Annotated in this window: 20 protein-coding genes and 1 pseudogene; 9 read left to right on the top strand and 12 right to left on the bottom strand. The window is 63.9% G+C overall.

What is annotated here, in order from left to right:
* Positions 1–34: 34 nt before the first annotated feature.
* Complete coding sequence (locus Q8O29_RS12980; protein ID WP_305563426.1) at positions 35–1,315, top strand: class I SAM-dependent methyltransferase; 1,281 nt, start codon at positions 35–37, stop codon at positions 1,313–1,315.
* Positions 1,316–1,447: 132 nt separating this feature from the next.
* Here Q8O29_RS12980 and xerD read toward each other — a convergent pair whose 3' ends face one another.
* Positions 1,448–2,350 (bottom strand): site-specific tyrosine recombinase XerD, encoded by a 903-nt coding sequence (gene xerD, locus Q8O29_RS12975; protein ID WP_305563424.1) that lies wholly within the window; start codon positions 2,348–2,350, stop codon positions 1,448–1,450.
* A 119-nt stretch (positions 2,351–2,469) separates the two neighbouring features.
* Positions 2,470–3,444, bottom strand: a complete 975-nt coding sequence (locus tag Q8O29_RS12970; protein ID WP_305563422.1) for a tripartite tricarboxylate transporter substrate binding protein BugE — start codon at positions 3,442–3,444, stop codon at positions 2,470–2,472.
* 333 nt (positions 3,445–3,777) lie between these two features.
* Between Q8O29_RS12970 and Q8O29_RS12965 the strand changes: the two genes are divergently transcribed.
* On the top strand, positions 3,778–4,683 hold the full coding sequence (locus Q8O29_RS12965) for an AEC family transporter (RefSeq protein ID WP_305563531.1): 906 nt from the start codon (positions 3,778–3,780) through the stop codon (positions 4,681–4,683).
* A 126-nt stretch (positions 4,684–4,809) separates the two neighbouring features.
* Here Q8O29_RS12965 and Q8O29_RS12960 read toward each other — a convergent pair whose 3' ends face one another.
* The 3 genes from Q8O29_RS12960 to Q8O29_RS12950 are packed head-to-tail and all read right to left on the bottom strand — an operon-like array spanning position 4,810 to position 7,093.
* Positions 4,810–5,649, bottom strand: a complete 840-nt coding sequence (locus tag Q8O29_RS12960) for an extracellular solute-binding protein (protein WP_305563420.1) — start codon at positions 5,647–5,649, stop codon at positions 4,810–4,812.
* A complete protein-coding gene (locus Q8O29_RS12955; RefSeq protein WP_305563418.1) occupies positions 5,646–6,335 on the bottom strand; it encodes a phosphate ABC transporter ATP-binding protein in 690 nt (229 codons plus the stop codon). Before Q8O29_RS12955 ends, Q8O29_RS12960 begins: the two co-directional genes overlap by 4 nt.
* A complete protein-coding gene (locus Q8O29_RS12950; protein WP_305563416.1) occupies positions 6,332–7,093 on the bottom strand; it encodes an ABC transporter permease in 762 nt (253 codons plus the stop codon). Before Q8O29_RS12950 ends, Q8O29_RS12955 begins: the two co-directional genes overlap by 4 nt.
* A gap of 135 nt (positions 7,094–7,228) precedes the next feature.
* Between Q8O29_RS12950 and Q8O29_RS12945 the strand changes: the two genes are divergently transcribed.
* The 4 genes from Q8O29_RS12945 (at position 7,229) to Q8O29_RS12930 (ending at position 10,431) form a co-directional block, all read left to right on the top strand.
* Positions 7,229–8,338, top strand: a complete 1,110-nt coding sequence (locus Q8O29_RS12945) for a substrate-binding domain-containing protein (RefSeq protein ID WP_305563414.1) — start codon at positions 7,229–7,231, stop codon at positions 8,336–8,338.
* Positions 8,339–8,495: 157 nt separating this feature from the next.
* Positions 8,496–9,803: an NAD(P)/FAD-dependent oxidoreductase gene (locus Q8O29_RS12940; protein ID WP_305563413.1), complete on the top strand. Its 1,308-nt coding sequence runs from the start codon at positions 8,496–8,498 to the stop codon at positions 9,801–9,803.
* 38 nt (positions 9,804–9,841) lie between these two features.
* Positions 9,842–9,985: a hypothetical protein gene (locus Q8O29_RS12935; protein ID WP_300561999.1), complete on the top strand. Its 144-nt coding sequence runs from the start codon at positions 9,842–9,844 to the stop codon at positions 9,983–9,985.
* Between the two features lie 191 nt (positions 9,986–10,176).
* Positions 10,177–10,431: a VF530 family protein gene (locus tag Q8O29_RS12930; protein ID WP_305563410.1), complete on the top strand. Its 255-nt coding sequence runs from the start codon at positions 10,177–10,179 to the stop codon at positions 10,429–10,431.
* Here Q8O29_RS12930 and atpE read toward each other — a convergent pair.
* Positions 10,428–10,621 (bottom strand): annotated as a pseudogene (gene atpE, locus Q8O29_RS12925) (F0F1 ATP synthase subunit C); the annotation flags it as partial. The gene Q8O29_RS12930 and the pseudogene atpE sit on opposite strands and share 4 nt — an antisense overlap.
* A gap of 135 nt (positions 10,622–10,756) precedes the next feature.
* On the opposite strand from atpE, the gene Q8O29_RS12920 reads away from it, so the two are divergent.
* The 3 genes from Q8O29_RS12920 (at position 10,757) to Q8O29_RS12910 (ending at position 12,925) form a co-directional block, all read left to right on the top strand.
* Entirely contained in the window at positions 10,757–11,407 is a 651-nt protein-coding gene (locus Q8O29_RS12920; protein WP_305563408.1) for an RluA family pseudouridine synthase, read from the top strand.
* Positions 11,408–11,474: 67 nt separating this feature from the next.
* Positions 11,475–12,119 (top strand): protocatechuate 3,4-dioxygenase, encoded by a 645-nt coding sequence (locus tag Q8O29_RS12915; protein ID WP_305563406.1) that lies wholly within the window; start codon positions 11,475–11,477, stop codon positions 12,117–12,119.
* A gap of 50 nt (positions 12,120–12,169) precedes the next feature.
* Entirely contained in the window at positions 12,170–12,925 is a 756-nt protein-coding gene (locus tag Q8O29_RS12910) for an SDR family NAD(P)-dependent oxidoreductase (protein WP_305563405.1), read from the top strand.
* 269 nt (positions 12,926–13,194) lie between these two features.
* On the opposite strand, the gene Q8O29_RS12905 is transcribed toward Q8O29_RS12910, so the two are convergent.
* From Q8O29_RS12905 to Q8O29_RS12880, 6 genes are all read right to left on the bottom strand, one after another.
* Positions 13,195–13,632 (bottom strand): universal stress protein, encoded by a 438-nt coding sequence (locus tag Q8O29_RS12905; protein WP_305563403.1) that lies wholly within the window; start codon positions 13,630–13,632, stop codon positions 13,195–13,197.
* A 22-nt stretch (positions 13,633–13,654) separates the two neighbouring features.
* Positions 13,655–13,936, bottom strand: a complete 282-nt coding sequence (locus tag Q8O29_RS12900) for a DUF427 domain-containing protein (protein ID WP_305563401.1) — start codon at positions 13,934–13,936, stop codon at positions 13,655–13,657.
* A gap of 186 nt (positions 13,937–14,122) precedes the next feature.
* The gene (locus tag Q8O29_RS12895; RefSeq protein WP_305563399.1) at positions 14,123–14,779 is read right to left on the bottom strand and encodes a glycine zipper 2TM domain-containing protein; all 657 of its coding nucleotides are present in this window, start codon (positions 14,777–14,779) and stop codon (positions 14,123–14,125) included.
* Positions 14,780–14,924: 145 nt separating this feature from the next.
* On the bottom strand, positions 14,925–15,131 hold the full coding sequence (locus Q8O29_RS12890; RefSeq protein ID WP_371134234.1) for a hypothetical protein: 207 nt from the start codon (positions 15,129–15,131) through the stop codon (positions 14,925–14,927).
* Between the two features lie 175 nt (positions 15,132–15,306).
* Positions 15,307–16,497: a serine hydrolase gene (locus Q8O29_RS12885; protein ID WP_305563397.1), complete on the bottom strand. Its 1,191-nt coding sequence runs from the start codon at positions 16,495–16,497 to the stop codon at positions 15,307–15,309.
* 1 nt (position 16,498) lies between these two features.
* Positions 16,499–17,533 (bottom strand): methionine synthase, encoded by a 1,035-nt coding sequence (locus Q8O29_RS12880; RefSeq protein WP_305563395.1) that lies wholly within the window; start codon positions 17,531–17,533, stop codon positions 16,499–16,501.
* Positions 17,534–17,670 lie beyond the last annotated feature (137 nt).

Genomic DNA, 17,670 nt, shown 5'->3' with positions numbered 1-17,670 from the left:
GATACCGACCAAAACATTGAACAGGAGTTAGCCCATGATCCGGCATCTCGTTCCACAGCTTGAGTCCCTGCTTGTAGACCTGCCAGCGCTGGCGTCCCTGCAGTTGCCTGAAGGCCCGTTGCTGGGCGCGCCAGATGCGCCGGTGAAAATGTCGTTTTCACACTGGTCCAGCCTGACCCGCATGCGCGCCGGCCAAATCGGCGCACTCGCCGAAGAATTTGTCGAAGGCAAGCTGCACATCGAAGGCCGCATGCGCGACGTGATGGCGGTGGCGGCCAGCCTGCTGCCAGCCAACCCGGTACACAGCGACGTCGGCTGGTGGACCGGTTTGCAGCGCCAGATGCGATCACTCAGGATGCACACGCCCGAAAAAGATGCTGAGCAGATTCAGTTCCACTACGACGTGTCCGATGATTTTTATGCGCTGTGGTTGGACCCGCACCGCGTCTACTCCTGCGCCTATTACCGCGATGAGTCCATGACGCTGGCGCTGGCGCAGCAAGCCAAGCTCGACCACATCTGCCGCAAGCTGATGCTGCAGCCGGGCGAGCGATTCCTTGACATAGGCGCGGGCTGGGGCGGGCTGCTGCTGTGGGCCGCCGAACATTACGGCGTGGACGCCACCGGCATCACGCTGTCAAAAAACCAGCATGCCCATGTGCAGGCGCTGATTGCCGCCAAAGGCCTGCAGGGCCGGGTGCGCGTGGAGTTGCGTGACTACCGCCATCTGGATGAAGACCAACCCTTCGACAAGATTTCCTCGGTCGGCATGTTTGAACATGTGGGCCGAGCCCAGATGCCGGCGTATTTCAGCAAGATCATGCGGCTGCTGGTGCCGGGCGGGCTGGTCATGAACCACGGCATCACGGCGGGCGGGCCAGACACTGATCAGTTGGGCGCCGGCATGGGTGATTTCATCGAAAAGTACATTTTTCCGGGCGGGCAATTGCTGCATGCGGGCGAGGTACTGACCCACATGGCACGCAGCGGGCTGGAAATGCTCGATACCGAAAACCTGCGTCCGCACTACGCCCGCACTTTGTGGGACTGGTCAGATGCGCTGGAGGCCCGGCTTGACGAAGCACGGCAGGTGCTGGCCGCAGATGGCAACAGCGAACGGGCCGAAAAAACCTTGCGCGCCTACCGCCTGTACCTGGCCGGTAGTGCCATGAGTTTTGAACAGGGGTGGCTGTCGCTGCATCAGATTCTTGCAAGCCGACCGTGCAACACGGTGCAGGACGAAAAAAACAGGGGTGCCCGAGCCCACTACCCCTTCCGCCGCGACTATATGTACCCGAACGCCCCACGCAGCTAGGAGCCTGGGCGGCAACACTCTTTCTTCTCCCTTTCAAGCAGGGGCCGCGGAACCGGCTTTGCCGGGCCGCAGGCGCAGCGGCCCCCCTGGGGGGCAGAGAGCTACACGAAGTGAGCGAACGTGGGGGCCACGTTACCCGCGCGGATGGTGCCGCGAATGCAGGGCCTTCAAGCGCTCGCGCGCTACATGCGTGTAGATGGTGGTGGTGGAAATATCGGCGTGGCCCAGCAGCATTTGCACAGCGCGCAGGTCGGCACCGTGGTTCAGCAGGTGCGTGGCAAAGGCATGGCGCAGGGTGTGCGGCGACAGCGGCGAGCTGATGCCAGCGTGCAGCGCGTACTTCTTGACCAGCATCCAGAACATCACGCGGCTCATGCCGCTGCCGCGTGCCGTGACAAACAAATCGTCTGTCTGCTGGCCTTTCAAAATCTCGGGTCGGGCTTCGGCAAGGTAACGCTCGATCGACAAACGGGCCACCTGGCCGAACGGAACCAACCGCTGCTTCTCCCCCTTTCCCGTGACGCGCAGCACACCCTCGTTCATGCTGGTGTGAAAGGTCTTGAGCCCGACCAGCTCGCTCACGCGCAGGCCGCTGGCGTACATCAGCTCCAGCATGGCGCGGTCGCGCAGGCCCAGCGCCGTGTCTTCGCTGGGCGCGGCCAGCAGCGTCTCAATCTGGGCCTCGGACAGCCGCTTGGGCACGCGCAGCGCCTGTTTGGCCGACTGCAGCTTGAGCGTCGGGTCGGCCGTGATCCGGCGCTCGCGCAGCGCCCAGTGAAAGTAACGCTTGAACACCGTGAGCCGGCGGTTCGCCGAGGTCGCCTTGGTGGCGCTGTGACGCGCCAAGAAGTAGCTGTGGATGTCGCTCTCCTGCGTCGCATCAAGCGCCCGCCCGCCCTGCTCTTTTGCGCCTAGCCAGACTGCGTAGAGCGAGAGGTCGCGCCGATAGGCCGCCAGCGTGTTTTTTGACAGGCCGTCTTCCAGCCACAAGGCGTCGATGAAGGTGTCAATGCCGGACTGGCTCTGGGGATGCATGCAGCGACGATAACAAAAATGCGCAGCCAACAAGCCGGGCACCGCACAAAAAAAACACCCCGCCAGGCACCAGACCTGCGGGGTGGGCGTGCGCGGCGGGCTGCGGGCCCGCGCACTGATCAGTCGAGCTTGAGGCCAGCGCTGGTCACGACCTTTTTATAGACCTCGAACTCAGCCTTCATCTGCGCCGCGAACTGCTCGGGCGAGTTGCCCACGATGATGGAGCCAGTGTCTTCAATGCGCTTGCGCACCGCCGGGTCCTGCAAGGCCTTGAGGGCCGCTGCGCTGACCTTGTCGACCACCTCTTTCGGCAGGCCCTTGGGACCCATGATGCCGTAATAGGCCATGCGGTTGACAGGCTCCAGCCCCACTTCCTTGAAGGTCGGCACGTCAGGCAACACCGCCAGGCGGGTCGGCGCGGCCACCACAATGGGGATCAGGCGTTTTTGCTGAATGAAGGGCAGTGCCGACGGAATGTTGTCAAAAATGATCTGCACCTGGCCGGCCACGGTGTCGTTCAGGGCCGGGCCGGCGCCGCGGTAAGGAATGTGCGTGATGAAGGTGCCGCTCAGGCTTTTGAACAACTCGGTCTGCAGGTGGCCAATGCCGCCCGTGCCTGAGGAGGCGTAAGAGTACTTGCCGGGGTTCTTCTTGAGTTCAGCAAGGAACTCCTTGTAATTGCGCGCCGGAAAGCTCGGGTGGACCGCGATGATGTTGGGCGTGGCTGCAATGTTGATGATGGGCGTGAAATCGGTCAGTGTGTTGTACGGGATTTTCGGATTGATGGCCGGATTGGCCGCCGTGGTGGACACGGTGGCCATGCCCAGGGAGTAGCCGTCCGGTGTGGCGCGGGCGGTTTCCAGTGCACCCACCACGCCGCCGCCACCGGCCTTGTTTTCAACGATGACGTTCTGACCGAGCGCCTTGCCCAGCGGCTCGGCAATCACGCGGGCGACGATGTCGGTGGTGCCGCCCGGTGCAAAAGGCACCTGCAGCTTGATGACCTTGTTGGGATAGGGCTGGGCAAAGGCCGAACCTGCCGCGGCGGTGGCCAGCGTCAGCGCGGAGAGGGTGAGCAGATAACGACGTTGCATGGCTAACTTCCTTAAAAAAAAGAACAGGGGATATCCTAAACGCAAGCAACGTGCCTGCCTCTTGTGGATAACGCATAAGGGCAATCCCCTAGGAGTCTGGGCGGCAGAAGGCGTCGAAGCGAAAAGTGGCCCCGGCGAGGACAGTTTTTGCCGGGTTTGCAGCGCCATAGCCGCAGCTATGGGGCAAAAAGTCGGTGAAAAATGGACCGACGCGGCCGCTTTGCAGCCGACCTACCTTCTGCCGCCCAGGCTCCTGGGGACCCTCTGCCTGACTCCCGCCATGCGCGGCGCGAGTCAGGCAGAGGGTCCCATGGCTTGCGTTATTCTCACCGGGTGAACTACGCGCAACTTCTTTTTCCCGATTTCTCGCTGATTCTGTGTGGTTACCTGGTCTGTCGTTACACCGCCCTGAACCGCACGGTCTGGCAGCAGGTGGAAAGCCTGGTGTATTACTTCCTGTTCCCGGTCCTGCTGTTTCACTCCATCGTCAGGAGCCCGCTGGACCTGGGCGCCGCCTCCAGCCTGATCGCCGCCGGGCTGACCATGGGTGTGCTGGGCATCGCCCTCGCCTACTCACTGCCCTATCTGCCCTGGTTGGGCGCACACATCGACAGGCGAGAACACGCCGCCAGTGCGCAGGTCGCTTTCCGCTTCAACTCCTTCATCGCACTGGCGCTGGCCGAGCGCCTGGCCGGCGCCGAAGGCCTGCTGCTGATCGCGGTGCTGATCGGCGTCTGTGTGCCGCTGTTCAACGTGGGCGCGGTCTGGCCCATGGCGCGGCGCGCGAACACCGGCTTTGGGGGTGCGCTGGTGCGCAACCCGCTGATCATTGCGACCGCCACCGGGCTGGCCGCCAACCTGCTGGGTTTCCAGATGCCGGTCTGGCTGGAGCCCACCGTCACGCGCATAGGCGCGGCCTCACTGGCGCTGGGCCTGATGGCCGCCGGCGCGGGCATGCAGTTCGCTTCGCTGGCCTCGGCCAAAACCCTGGCGGTGTCGCTGCTGGCCATTCGCCACTTCTTCATTCCGCTGATCGCCCTGGGCCTGTCCTGGGTGTTCGGACTGTCACCGGTGCAGACCACCGTGCTGCTGTCGTTTTCGGCGCTGCCGACGGCCTCGAGCTGCTACGTGTTGGCCGCCCGCATGGGTTACAACGGCGCGTTTGTCGCCGGCCTGGTCACGCTCTCGACCCTGCTGGGCATCGTCAGCCTGCCGTTTGCGCTGGGCTTGTTGCGATAGCCCCCACGGTCGCGCACTACGTGTCGCTCCCTGCCCCCCGAGGGGGCCGCTGCGCCTGCGGGCCGGCGGAGCCGGACCTGCGGCCCCTGCTCGAATGGGAGCACCTGCATGGCGTCCCTGCGCTGCTTACTGCCGCGGGGCGTTCGGAAAGAATAGCTGCTCGCCGCCAATCTTGTAGCTGGCAATCGATGCCTGGCCGGCCGGGGAAATAATCCAGTCGACAAACTTCTGTGCCTCGGCAAGCTTGACTTTCGGGTGTTTGGCCGGGTTGACCACCATCACACCGTACTGGTTGAACAAGCGGGTGTCGCCCTCGACCAGCACCACCAGCTCACCGCGGTTCTTGAAGCTGAGCCAGGTGCCCCTGTCGGTCAGCACATAGGCGTTGGCAGAGGAGCCGATGTTGAGCGCCGGGCCCATGCCGCAGCCGCAGGCTTTGTAGTTGGCGAACTGCGGGTTGTCCACACCGGCGTGTTTCCAGTAGCGCAGCTCGGCGGCGTGGGTGCCGCTCTTGTCGCCGCGCGAGATGAAATTGGCATTGGCCGCGTTGAGTTTTTTCAACGCCTCGACGATGTCCTTGCCTCTGGTTTTCGCCGGGTCGGCGGCCGGGCCGACCAGCACGAAGTCGTTGTACATGACCGGGAAACGCTTGATGGCAAACCCTTCGGCCACGACTTTTTCCTCGGCGACCTGGTCATGCACAAACAGCACATCGGCATCGCCGCGGCGACCCATGTCGATGGCCTGGCCGGTGCCCAGGGCCACCACCTTGATATCGATGCCACTGGCCTGCTTGAAGGCCGGCAGCAAGGTGCCGAACAGGCCGGACTGCTCGGTCGAGGTGGTCGAAGCCATCACGATGGTCTGCGTTTGCGCTATCGAAACAGTAGCTGCCAGCGCAAGCGGGACAAGGGCTATAGCTCTGAAAGTATTGAAAAAACGCGAGGACACAGGACTGAGGTTCATACAAGTTCTCCTTTGACAAAAAATTCGGCTTCAGGCGGCAGCGGGCCGTTGAAGAAATCATGGGTGGGCAGGTCGGCCAGCAGGCGGCCCTGCTCCAGGTACATCACGCGGCTGGCCAGGCGTTTGACCTGGCCGAGGTTGTGGCTGCTGAAGATCAGCGTCATGCCGGCCTGCGCAAATTCAGCCATCAGGGCTTCGACCTCGCGTTTGGCGGCCGGGTCCAGGCTGGCCGTCGGTTCGTCGAGCAGCAGCACATCCGGCCGCAGCGCCCAGGCGCGCGCCAGGGCCAGGCGCTGCTGCTGCCCGCCCGACAAGGCCTTGGCGTTGCGCTGCGCCAGTGCCAGCAGGCCAACACGTTCGAGCGCGCGCAAGGCCTGCACCCTGGCCTCTTTCCAGGCCGCACCCTTGAGCCACAGACCCAGCGCCACATTGGTCTGGGCACTGGCGCGCAGCATGTAGGGGTGCTGGAACAACATCGCCTGGCGCGCCGCCGCATCGACCTGCAGGCTGCCGGTGCTGGGCCGCACCAGTCCGTGCAGGGTGCGCAGCAAGGTGCTTTTACCGCTGCCATTGGAGCCGACCAGCGCGACGCGCTCGCCCGCCTGGATGCGCAGCCCGCAGGCTTTCAGTGCCTGCACCTTGCCGTAATGCACACCCACTGCCTTCAGTTCAAACAGCAGGCTCATTCGCCGCCTCGCTGGGGCTGCGCTGCGAGCAGCTTCACGCCGTCGGGCGGCGAGTCGTCATCGAGACGTTCGCGCCAGCGACGCACCAGCGCAATCAGCACATTGAGCAGCAGCACCACAGCCAGCAGCAGCAGGCCCAGCGCCAGCGCCAGCGGCAGGTCGCCCTTGCTGGTCTCCAGCGCAATCGCCGTCGTCATCACGCGCGTGAAGCCGTCGATGTTGCCGCCCACCACCATCACCGCGCCGACCTCGGAGATGGCGCGGCCAAAGGCGGCAATCAGCACCGTGAGCAGGGTGTAACGCTCGTCCCAGAGCAGCAGCAGGCTGCGCATGCCCTTGCCTGCGCCCAGCGACTGAAACTGCTCGCCGTGCAGGCGGTCGGCGTCCTCTATGGTCTGGCGCACCAGCGCCGTGACCACCGGCAGCACGAGCACGGTCTGCGCCAGCACCATGGCCTGGAAGGAAAACAGCCAGCCGAGAAACCCCAGGGGGCCGGAGCGCGACAGCAACAGGTAAACCACCAGCCCGACCACCACCGAAGGCAAGGCCAGCAGGGTGTTGAGCAGCGTCAGCACCGCGCCACGCCCGCGAAAACGCACCACGCCCAGCCAGGCGCCCAGCACCAGGCCGACGCTACAGGCAATCAGACAGGCGCTGGCACTGACGGCCAGCGACCGCAACACAATGCTGCCGAGCAGGGGATCGAAGGAGGCAATGAGCGAAAAAGCCGTGCTGACGCTGTCTGAGAAGGTATTCATGCAAAGCGGAAAGGTGGGCCTATCGTAGACGGGCACATCCCTGGGAGCCATCGGGAATCACGAGCTAAGAAGCCTGGTGCATAGGTGCGGCAGGGTCGTACGGCGCTGCACCGATAATCAGTACCCACCCCTGCCATGCACAAAGTCGAACTCTCCTACCTGCTGTCGCCCGAACGCGGCAAAGACGCGCTGATCCGCAACCCGCTGATGGACCTGCTGCACGCGGTGCGTGAGCAGGGCTCCATCTCGAAGGCCGCGCGTGCGCTCGACCTGTCCTACCGCCACGTCTGGGGCGCGCTCAAAAAATGGGAGCAGACGCTGGGCCGCACGCTGATCGTCTGGGACAAGGGCCAGCGCGCACAACTGACCGAATTCGGCGAAAAACTGCTGTGGGCCGAGCGCCAGGCGCAGGCCCGGCTGGCGCCGCAGATCGAGGCCTTGCGCGGCGACATTGAACGCGCGTTTTCCACCGCCTTCGACGATGACGCCCATGTGTTGACCCTGTACGCCAGCCATGACGCCGCGCTGAGCGCACTGCGGGACGAGGCCGCCACGCGCCGCCTGCACCTGGACATCCGTTTCATGGGCAGCGTGGACGCGATTGCCGCACTCAACAGCGGGCGCTGCATGATGGCGGGCTTTCACACGCTGGACCGGCCGGGCACAAGCACGCTGGCCGCGCGCACTTACCGCAACCTGCTCAAGCCGGGTCAACACAAACTGATCGGTTTTGCGCACCGCAGCCAGGGCCTGATCGTGGCCAAAGGCAACCCGCGCCGCATCCGGCAACTGGCCGACATGCAGCAACCCGGCCTGCGCTACATCAACCGGGCTGAAGGCACCGGTACCCGCGTGCTGCTCGATGAACTGCTGGCGCAAGACGGGCTGGACGCCGGCAGCCTGCGCGGCTACGACACGCAGGAGCCATCGCACACCGCCGTGGCCCAGGCGGTGGCCAGTGGCGCGGCCGATGCCGGGCTCGGCATCGAAGCGGCCGCGCGTGACAAAGGCCTGGACTTCGTGCCGCTGGTGCAGGAGCGTTATCACCTGGTTTGCCTGAAGTCCGCGCTGCCGCAGGCGCCGGTCCAGGCCCTGCTGGCTGAGCTGCAAAGCGCCGCCTGGCAGAACACGCTGACCGGTCTGCCCGGCTACAGCGGCGAGCGCGCGCAAAGCGGACAGGTGTTGTCGCTGCGGGCGATGTTGCCGTGGTGGAATTACCGGAAAACCAAAACCTCTCGTTCTTGAGAGTGTTTTCGGGCTCCAGCCCTTGGTGGACGTGGGCGGTCAGCTACTGAATTCATAGCAAATTCATCGCTTGATCTGTCATCCCGAGCCCTCCCCGCCAGTTACCATGGAGCCACAACAACATTGCCGGCCACTTGAGGCCGGAGAGGAAAAACTCATGCAACGCATCGTCATCGTCGGAGGGGGCGCCGGCGGGCTGGCGCTGGCCACCCAGCTTGGCAAACATTTGGGCAAACAAGGTCTGGCCGAGATCACGCTGGTCGATGCGGCACGCACCCACGTCTGGAAGCCGCTGCTGCACCAGCTGGCGGCCGGCAGCTTTGACACCCATGCCGAGGAAATCGAGTACCTGGCGCAGGCGCGCTGGAACCATTTCAAGTTCCGCCTCGGCCGGCTTGAAGGCCTGGACCGCGCCAGCAAAACCCTGCAACTCGCCGCCAGCCATGACGAGGCCGGCCGCGAGATCACACCGGCGCAGGAACTGGGCTACGACACGCTGGTGATTGCCGTTGGCAGCCAGACCAACGACTTCGGTACCTTGGGCGCGGCCGAACACACGATCAAGCTGGACAGCCCGCAGGCCGCCAAACGCTTCAACGACCGCCTGATCAACGCTTGCATACGTGCGCAGACCGTGCCGCGCAGCGCCGGCAGCGGCCGCCTGACGGTGGCCATCGTCGGCGGCGGCGCCACCGGTGTGGAGTTGGCCGCCGAGCTGCATGCATCGGCGCGCATGCTGGCCAACTACGGCTTTGACCACATCCACCCGGAAAAGGATTTGCAGATCGTGCTGGTGGAGGCCGCGCCGCGGCTGCTGGCGCAACTGCCCGAGCGCCTGAGCGAATCGGCGCTGCGCGAGTTGCGCAAGCTCGCCATCGAGGTGCACACCAATGAAAAAGTCGTCGAGGTCACCGAAAGCAGCCTCAAGATGGCCAGCGGCAAGGTGATCTCGTCCAGCCTCACGGTCTGGGCCGCCGGCGTCAAGGCCGGGGATTTCCTGAAAACACTGGGCGGCGCGCAGCCGCTGGAGACCAATCGCCTGAACCAGCTGATCGTCAACGGCAACCTGCAAACTGCAGATGCCAGCATTTACGCCTTCGGCGACTGCGCCGCCTGCCAGCAGCCCGATGGCACCTGGGTGCCACCGCGTGCCCAGGCCGCCTACCAGCAGGCGATGTACCTGGTAAAGGCGCTGCCGCGCCTGCAGCGTGGTGAGAAGGTAGCGCCCTTTGTGTTCCGGGACCAGGGCTCGCTGGTTTCGCTGTCCGAATACTCCTCGGTCGGCAGCCTGATGGGCAGCCTGACCAAGGGCAGTTTTTTTGTCGAAGGGCAACTGGCCAAGCTCATGTACTGGGCCCTGCACAAGCAGCACCAGCTGGCGCTGGGCGGCTGGAAGAAAACTGCCTTGATCACCTTGTCGGAAATGATTGACCGCACCTACCGCCCGCGCATCAAGTTGCACTGATAATCAGCGGCATCCCCATCAACCCACCGGAGAACACCATGGCAAAAGGTCAGCAAAACAAGGACAAGATGGTCAAGAAGCCGAAGAAGGACACGGCACCCCCGAAAGCCGTCTCGCCCGATGCGGTGCGCCCGACCATCGTCACGCAAGTTCCCCTGCGCGGCAAGCTCAAGAACAAATAAACCAGTGACTGCTTCTGCAGCGCCAGGATTTTCCGCAGGTCTGCCCAGACAAACCCAGCCAGGGCCGCGAAACCGACCTTGGCCAGTCCTGAGCCTGTCGAAGGGCCGGGCCGCAGGCGCAGCGCCCCTCTTCTTCGTGCAAGGGGCAGCGAACCGCCGAAGGCACGCGAAGTGACGAGCGTGGGGGCTCCATGACAGACCCGTTGCACGGCGTCACGCTGGAAGCCATGGTCACCGCGCTGTCAGACCACTATGGCTGGGAAGAACTCGGCCAGCGGATCGCGATCCGCTGCTTCACCTTCGAACCGAGCGTGCCGTCCAGCCTCAAGTTTTTGCGCAAAACGCCCTGGGCTCGGGACAAGGTGGAAAGCCTTTACCTGTTCATGCTGCGCGAGCAGCGGCGCGCTGCGCCCACCGTGCACAACTTCCCGCCGCCCAAGGCTTAAGGGCCCAGCGGGTTGGCAAACAGCAGCATCATGGCCACACCCACACCGATGAGGAAGTTGGCGTCGATCAGGTCGGCCAGCAGAAACCTCTTGACCTGCAGCGGTGCCATCAGCTCGGGCAGGCGCACCGCGCCCTCCAGAAACCGCCCACCCATCACGCTATGCCCAGGCAGGCGCCGATAGCGCCAACCCGATCCACAAACCACATGCAAGGGAAATGGCACCTGCGTCTGTCATGATTTTCTCCTTTGGCTGTCAACTTTTCGATGACTCAATGATGCTGGCCTCTCCATTGCAAAACAATGACTTCACAGGTAATGGCGCCATGACGCGCGACTTTGAACTGGTCCATGCCGACGCCAGCCTGCTGGTGCTCAACAAACCGGCCGGTCTGCTGTCCGTGCCCGGCAAGGGAGAGGACAAGCAAGACTGCCTGAGCGCGCGCGTGCAGCAGCACTACCCCGACGCACTGGTAGTGCACCGGCTGGACATGGCAACCTCGGGACTGCTGCTGATGGCGCGCAGCATCGCTGTCCAGCGGGCGCTGGGCGCGCTGTTCGAGCGCCGCAGCGTGGACAAGCGCTACGTCGCGGTGGTCGATGGCGAGCTAGCTGACGCGCCCGGCGCCGGTGGCTGGGGCCTGATCGACCTGCCGATCGCCGTGGACTGGCCGCGCCGCCCACTGCGCATCATCGATGCGGCGCATGGTAAAGCCAGCCAGACCCGCTGGCGCGTCCTGGGGCGCGATGCGGTGGCCCACAACACGCGCCTGGAACTGGCGCCGCTGACGGGCCGCTCGCACCAGTTGCGCGTGCATCTGCAGGGCTTTGGCCACGCCATTTTGGGCGACCGGCTGTACGGCAGCGATTCCGTGCAGGCCCGCGCGCCTCGGCTGCTGCTGCATGCGAGTGCGCTGGGTTTTGTGCACCCGGTCAGCGGCCAGCCCCTGCAGTTCGATAACCCCGCGCCCTTCTGACAAAGCAGCGTCAGACCGGAACTTCAGCGCTTCTGAAGCATCCCACGCTGATCACCGGAGAGCCTCGATGCGCCCAATACCTGCCCCTTCCCCCCACACGCTGCTGCGCCGACGCACCGTCGCCGCTGCCCTGGTGGCAGCGCCTGCCCTGTGGCTGGGCCCGCGCGCTCAGCCGGCTGCCAGCCGGCGCGCTACCCCGTCGCAAACCGAAGGTCCGTTTTACCCGGTGGCCCTGCCCAAAGACAGCGACCCCGACCTGCTGCGCAACGGCGCGCTGGTTTATTCTGAAGGGCAACCTGCCTGGGTTGAGGGCTGGGTCAGCGATCTGTCCGGCAAACCGGTGGCCGGCGCGCGGGTCGAGATCTGGCAGTGCGACCACGCCGGCCACTACCACCACCCCGGCGACGGCGACCGGGCAGACCGGCGCTTTCAGGGCTTCGGCAGCATCACAGTGGGCGCCGACGGGCGCTACCGCTTTCGCACGCTCAAACCGGTCGCCTATGCCGGGCGCACACCGCACATTCATGTGAAGGTCAAGCTTGGCCAGCGCGAACTGCTGACCACCCAGCTTTATGTGGCCGGTGATGCCAGCAACACGCGCGACTTTTTGTGGCGTCGGCTCGATGAGACCGACCGGGCGGCACTGACCGTGCCGTTTGCGGCGGGCAGTGACGGCCTGCGCGCAAACTTTCCCATCGTTGTGGCGACCTGAAGGCCACAGCCCGGCATGCTGGTCGCCGTTTGTCAGTAACATCGGTGGCTATGACTCTCCAACTTTTTATCCTGACCGGCGCCTCCCGCGGCATGGGTTTGGCCATGGCCCGCCAACTGCTCAAACCCGGCCACACCCTGCTTTGCATCTCGCGCAAGGCCAACGACACTCTGGCCGCACAGGCCAAACTGGCGGGCGCCACGCTGCTGCAATGGACCCAAGACCTGGCGCAGAGCGTCGACCTCAGCGCGCGGTTGGAGCAATGGCTGCGCGAGCAGGCTGGCGAAGGTTTTGCCAGCGCCGTATTGATCAACAACGCCGGCATGATCCCGCGCATTGGCCCGCTGAGCGACGCAGACGCCGACGACCTGCACACAGGCCTGGCGGTCGGGCTGGAAGCCCCCATGCAACTCACCGCCGCCTTCCTGCGCGCCACCAAAAGCTGGACCGGTCAACGCAAGGTGCTCAATATTTCTTCCGGCCTGGGCCGCAAGGCCATGGCCTCGCAATCCATTTATTGCGCCGCCAAGGCCGGCATGGACCACTTCACGCGTTGCGTGGCGCTGGAAGAAGCGCTCAAGCCGAACGGCGCCGCCGTGTGCTCGCTGGCGCCCGGCGTGATCGACACCGATATGCAAACCCAGTTGCGCGGTGCCGACGCCACCGCATTTCCGGACCAGGCCAACTTCATCGCCCTCAAGGACAGGGGGCAGTTGACTTCCCCCGACGATGCCGCAGCGCGCATTCTGGCTTACCTGGCGAAACCGGACTTCGGCAGCCAACCGGTGGCGGATGTTAGGGATTGAACAGCCGCCCTTTGCCCATATCTTTTCATGGTTACTGGCCTTTTGGTTTGCCTGCGACCGCTGATCGGGTGAGTGCCTGGCGACAAGTAACTTTCTTTTGCTTCGACCGAACGGCGGTGGTCATCGAGCGTGGATCCCGGTCGGGTCCCGGATGACGCAGTATGATGTCTTTGCTACGAAATCAATAGCTGCTTATGCCCGCGTGCTATGGGCCAGCGACCGATTTGATGCCCAAACCGCCCGTATCAGGCAGCAAACCGCGAAATGGCTTAGTCGCGAACAATCAAAATCGGCAAGTGCGCATGCGCCAGCACCTGCGCCGCCACGCTGCCGAGCACGAGTTTTTCGAGACCTCGGCGGCCGTGCGACCCCATGACGATCAGGTCGGCCCCCACCGAGTTGGCGGTTTCGAGGATGCCGCGATAGATGGCATGGCTTTCGACGATGGACGAGGCCACCGTGATACCCGCGCTTTCAAGCCGCTCAGTCGCTCCGGCCAGCGCCAGCTTGCCTTCCGTCGTCGCTGCGCCCAGATACTGCGCCTGGCCATAAGCGAAGTCGGCACCGACACCGCTGAAGGCGTAAGGGTCGATCACGTAAATCAGCGTTACAGCGCTGCCGAAAGCCTGGGCCAGGCCCCTGGCCTTCTCGACCGCCGTCAGCGAGGTGGAAGAACCGTCTACTGGCAGCAAGATGTGCTTAAACATGATCGCTTGTCTCCTCAAAAAATCAGGCTTCGATCTTCACGCCTTTCCAGAAAGCCACACGGCCTTTGATCTCTTCGGCTTCAGACTTGGGATCGGGGTAGTACCAGGCGGCATCGGTATTCATCTCGCCATTGACCAGCAGCGAGTAATAGCTCGCCTGGCCTTTCCAGGCACACATGGTGTGGTGGTTACTGAAGGTCACGTAATCGCGGTTCAGCGTGCTTTCGGGAAAATAATGGTTACCTTCGATGGTCACGATGTCGTCGCTTTGCGCAATGACTGCGCCGTTCCAGATGGCCTTCATAACACTTCTTTCATGGTTGCGGGGTCCGCCGCCGGGGCAGGGATCGGGTTGCGGACAATCTTCGCACAGTCTGCGCCGACTGTGGTGTGGCGGCGCCGACATGTCAAATGCAAAAAGAGGCGGGATGGCTTGCCATCACGCCTCTTTCATTCATGCATTGATGTCTGCCTTTGCGGCAGGCAGGGCTCAGGCCATGCGCAGGTTGTTGCCTTCAACAATTACCTTGGAGCCAACCGCCACCGCGCTGGATACCTCGACGTTGCGGGTCGAACCATCATTCATGCGCACGCGCACCTGGTAGACGGTGACTTTTTTCATGTTTTCCTCGATCTTGTTGCCGGCAAAGGCGCCACCAGCGGCACCGAGCACCGTCATGGCCGTCTTGCCGTTGCCGCCGCCGACCTGGTTGCCCAGCAGGCCACCGATCACGCCACCGGCGACAGTGCCCAGACCCACCGTGGTGTTGCCGACGGCCACACCATTGACCTGACCCTGGCGCTGGACGGGGGTCACCGCTTCGACCGTGCCGCAGTCGGCGCAAACCACCGGCTTGGGCGCAGGGGCCTGGGCCACAACAACAGGCCGCTGTTGAACCACGGGTTTCGCGGGCGCCGGCGTGTTGCTGGCCTGCTTGGTGGTCGTGCTCGACTGCGTCGTTGGCGCCACGGCGGCGGTTCCACCGGGCTGAGCGTCGGAGCGATTGACCACCAGCGCGGCGGCAAGCGCCATCACCGTGACGCCCAGCACGGCTGCAATGGCAACCAGCGCCTTGCTGTGCTGCATGCGCTGAGAAAAACCAGGCTGATTGCCTGGTGTGGCAGGAACTTGATTGTTTGTATCCATGATGGGTACTCCTTGTTAGAGCCTCTGTTGTACCCAGTTCATGTAAACGCCGATGTAGGACGCGGTGACATTCGTAAGTAAAAGTATGCGCAGCCCGGCTAAAAGTGTGCAATTTTGCGCAGTTGCGCCAGGCTTCACCGCTGCCTCACATCCGCTTTGCCGGCGCTTTACATGCCGCCGTGGGGGTGGGTGCGAAATTGATGGCGGCCTTGCGGTCCATGCCGGGGGTCGATGGCACGTTGCTGTCGAGTTGGCCGCCCGGGATCACACGCACGCCGTCGTGTTTCCAGTCGGTCGGCTCAGGTGCGTTGCTGTCTCCGTGGGAATGACCGTGTCCGGGGTCGTGGCCCATGTTTTGTCTCCTAGGAGCCTGGGCGGCAGAAGGAACGTCGGCTGCAAAGCGGCCGCGACGGTCCATTTTTCACCGGCTTTTTGCCCCATAGCTGCGGCTATGGCGCTGCAAACCCGGCAAAAACTGTCCTCGCCGGGGCCACTTCTCGCTTCGACGCCTTCTGCCGCCCAGGCTCCTAGTCCAGCAAGGCAGCGTACACCAGGCTGCGGAACAGCGGCCGGTAATAGTCGCGCTGCATCGGTGCCTGGATCATCAGCAGCGCGTACAGATCCTGCGCCGGATCGACAAAAAAGGTGGTGCCCGCGATGCCGCCCCAGTAGTACAGGCCCACCGATCCGGGAACCGGTGACACGCCCGTCGCCATGCGCACTGCAAACCCGAGCCCGAAGCCGTGGCCTGGCGGCAGCAGGTCGCCGGTAGACGGAAGACCTTCCAGGTGATCGGCCGTCATGAAGTCGACGGTGTGCGGACCCAGCAGCCGCGTGCCCAGCAGTTCCCCGCGATTGCGCATGAACTGCAGAAAACGCGCGTAATCCATGGCGGTGGACAACAGGCCGCCGCCCCCGCTCTCCATGGCCATGGCGCGGCGCGGGTCCAGCATACGCATGGGCACGCCACCATCGGGGTCGTGCGCAAAAGGCTCGGCGATCCGATGCTGATCGGCTACGGCCACGACAAAACCGGTCTCGTGCATGCCCAACGGGGCAAAAATTTCCTCGCGCAGGTAGCCGCCGAGGGTTTGCCCACTGACGACCTCAACCAGCCGGCCCAGCACGTCGGTGGCGCGGCTGTATTCCCAGACGCTGCCGGGCTGGTGCATCAGCGGCAGCGCTGCCAGCGTGCGCGAAAATTCCGAATTGCTGCGTTCGCGCGACCCCATTTGCAGCTCGGCATATTGCCGCTGCACCGCCGCTGAACCAAGAAACTCATACGTCAGCCCGGCCGTGTGGCGCAGCAGGTCCTGCACCGTGGCGGGCCGGATCACGTCCTCCAGCGTCACCTGGCCATCACGCTCCACAGCCACCTTCTGGTTGGCAAACTCCGGCAGGTGTTTGGCCACCGGGTCACTGAGCAGCAGCTTGCCCTGCTCCATCAGCATCATCACGGCGACCGAAACCAGCGGTTTGGTCATCGAGTAGATGCGAAAAATCGCGTCGCGCTGCATAACGGTGCCGGCTGTCGGGTCAAGCTGGCCCACGCTTTCGAACAGCGCGAGCTTGCCGCGTCGCGCGACCAGCGCCACCGCACCGGGCAGGCGGCCGCAGTCCACTTCCGACTGCAGGACGTCCAGCACGCGCTGCAGCCGATCAGGGCACAGGCCCAGTTCAGAAGGCGCGGCGAATTCGAGCGCGCTCGCCTCTGTCATCTCAGGCGCCATAGCGTTCACGCGCCAGCGCCGCGCCCTGTGCTAATGCCTGGAGTTTCCTTAACGCGATCTCACGGTTCATGGGTGCCAAACCGCAGTTGGTGCAGGGCAACAGTCGGTTCTTCGGCACGTACTGCAAGGCTTTTCCGATGGTGTCGGCAATCTGTTCGGGCGTTTCAATCTCGTCGCTGGCCACGTCGATCACGCCGACCATCACGTCCTTGCCTTCGAGCAGCGCCATCAGGTGCGGCGGCACATGCGAGTGGTAACACTCCAGGCTGACCTGCTGGATGCTGCTTTTCGCCAGCGCCGGCAGCACCTGCTCGTACTGGCGCCACTCCTCGCCCAGGGTCTGCTTCCAGTCGTCGTTGGCCTTGATGCCGTAGCCATAGCAGATGTGCACGGCCGTGGTGCAGGTCAGACCCTGCGCGGCGCGCTCCAGCGCCTTCACGCCCCAGTCGGCGGCGTCCTTCATGTAAACATTGAAAGCCGGTTCGTCGAACTGGATGATGTCCACACCATCGGCCTGCAGCGCCAGCGCCTCCTGGTTGAGCAGCTCGGCAAAGGCCATGGCGAGCTTGACTCGGTCGCCGTAAAACCGGTCGGCCACGGTGTCGACAATCGTCATCGGGCCGGGCAAGGTGAACTTGATCTTTTTGCCGGTGTGCGCGCGCAGTAGCTGGGCCTCTGCGGCATGCACCCGGCCCTTGAGTTTGAGCGTGGCCACCACCTGCGGCACCATGGCGTCATAACGGTTGTCGCGTATGCCCATCTTGACCTTGTGCTCGAAGTCGATGCCTTCGACCTGTTCAAGAAAGCCATGCACAAAATGCTGGCGCGACTGCTCGCCGTCGCCGATCACGTCAAGCCCGGCGTCCTCCTGGGCCTTGATCCACAGCAGGGTCGCGTCGGCCTTGGCCTGCGCGAGTTCAGCGCCCTCGGCCTTCCATTGCGGCCAGAGTTTCTGGGTCTCTGACAGCCAGGCCGGCTTGGGCAGGCTGCCGGCGATGGTACTGCTGAAAAGTGTTCTTGTCATGGTGTCTTATATGGATGCCTCCCGGGTAGCAAGAAGAATTTGTGTCGTGTTGCGAAGAAGTCGGCTGCTTACTTATATCCGGCCTTGATTGCGTGGTCCGCCTGGTTTCCCAGACTCGCCCGCTGGCCCCGATGCAT

Origin of the sequence: Polaromonas sp. (assembly GCF_030689685.1) — a bacterium.
Classification (GTDB): Bacteria; Pseudomonadota; Gammaproteobacteria; order Burkholderiales; family Burkholderiaceae_C; genus Polaromonas.
The sequence above is the reverse complement of the archived record's forward strand: the minus strand, read 5'-3'. Positions and strand labels throughout refer to the sequence as shown.

Coding starts and splice junctions, on each gene's coding strand:
- Q8O29_RS12980 (WP_305563426.1), top strand. CDS start 35: ATGATCCGGCATCTCGTTCCACAGCTTGAGTCCCTGCTTGTAGACCTG.
- xerD (WP_305563424.1), bottom strand. CDS start 2,350: ATGCATCCCCAGAGCCAGTCCGGCATTGACACCTTCATCGACGCCTTG.
- Q8O29_RS12970 (WP_305563422.1), bottom strand. CDS start 3,444: ATGCAACGTCGTTATCTGCTCACCCTCTCCGCGCTGACGCTGGCCACC.
- Q8O29_RS12960 (WP_305563420.1), bottom strand. CDS start 5,649: ATGAACCTCAGTCCTGTGTCCTCGCGTTTTTTCAATACTTTCAGAGCT.
- Q8O29_RS12955 (WP_305563418.1), bottom strand. CDS start 6,335: ATGAGCCTGCTGTTTGAACTGAAGGCAGTGGGTGTGCATTACGGCAAG.
- Q8O29_RS12950 (WP_305563416.1), bottom strand. CDS start 7,093: ATGAATACCTTCTCAGACAGCGTCAGCACGGCTTTTTCGCTCATTGCC.
- Q8O29_RS12945 (WP_305563414.1), top strand. CDS start 7,229: ATGCACAAAGTCGAACTCTCCTACCTGCTGTCGCCCGAACGCGGCAAA.
- Q8O29_RS12940 (WP_305563413.1), top strand. CDS start 8,496: ATGCAACGCATCGTCATCGTCGGAGGGGGCGCCGGCGGGCTGGCGCTG.
- Q8O29_RS12935 (WP_300561999.1), top strand. CDS start 9,842: ATGGCAAAAGGTCAGCAAAACAAGGACAAGATGGTCAAGAAGCCGAAG.
- Q8O29_RS12930 (WP_305563410.1), top strand. CDS start 10,177: ATGACAGACCCGTTGCACGGCGTCACGCTGGAAGCCATGGTCACCGCG.
- Q8O29_RS12920 (WP_305563408.1), top strand. CDS start 10,757: ATGACGCGCGACTTTGAACTGGTCCATGCCGACGCCAGCCTGCTGGTG.
- Q8O29_RS12915 (WP_305563406.1), top strand. CDS start 11,475: ATGCGCCCAATACCTGCCCCTTCCCCCCACACGCTGCTGCGCCGACGC.
- Q8O29_RS12910 (WP_305563405.1), top strand. CDS start 12,170: ATGACTCTCCAACTTTTTATCCTGACCGGCGCCTCCCGCGGCATGGGT.
- Q8O29_RS12905 (WP_305563403.1), bottom strand. CDS start 13,632: ATGTTTAAGCACATCTTGCTGCCAGTAGACGGTTCTTCCACCTCGCTG.
- Q8O29_RS12900 (WP_305563401.1), bottom strand. CDS start 13,936: ATGAAGGCCATCTGGAACGGCGCAGTCATTGCGCAAAGCGACGACATC.
- Q8O29_RS12895 (WP_305563399.1), bottom strand. CDS start 14,779: ATGGATACAAACAATCAAGTTCCTGCCACACCAGGCAATCAGCCTGGT.
- Q8O29_RS12890 (WP_371134234.1), bottom strand. CDS start 15,131: ATGGGCCACGACCCCGGACACGGTCATTCCCACGGAGACAGCAACGCA.
- Q8O29_RS12885 (WP_305563397.1), bottom strand. CDS start 16,497: ATGACAGAGGCGAGCGCGCTCGAATTCGCCGCGCCTTCTGAACTGGGC.
- Q8O29_RS12880 (WP_305563395.1), bottom strand. CDS start 17,533: ATGACAAGAACACTTTTCAGCAGTACCATCGCCGGCAGCCTGCCCAAG.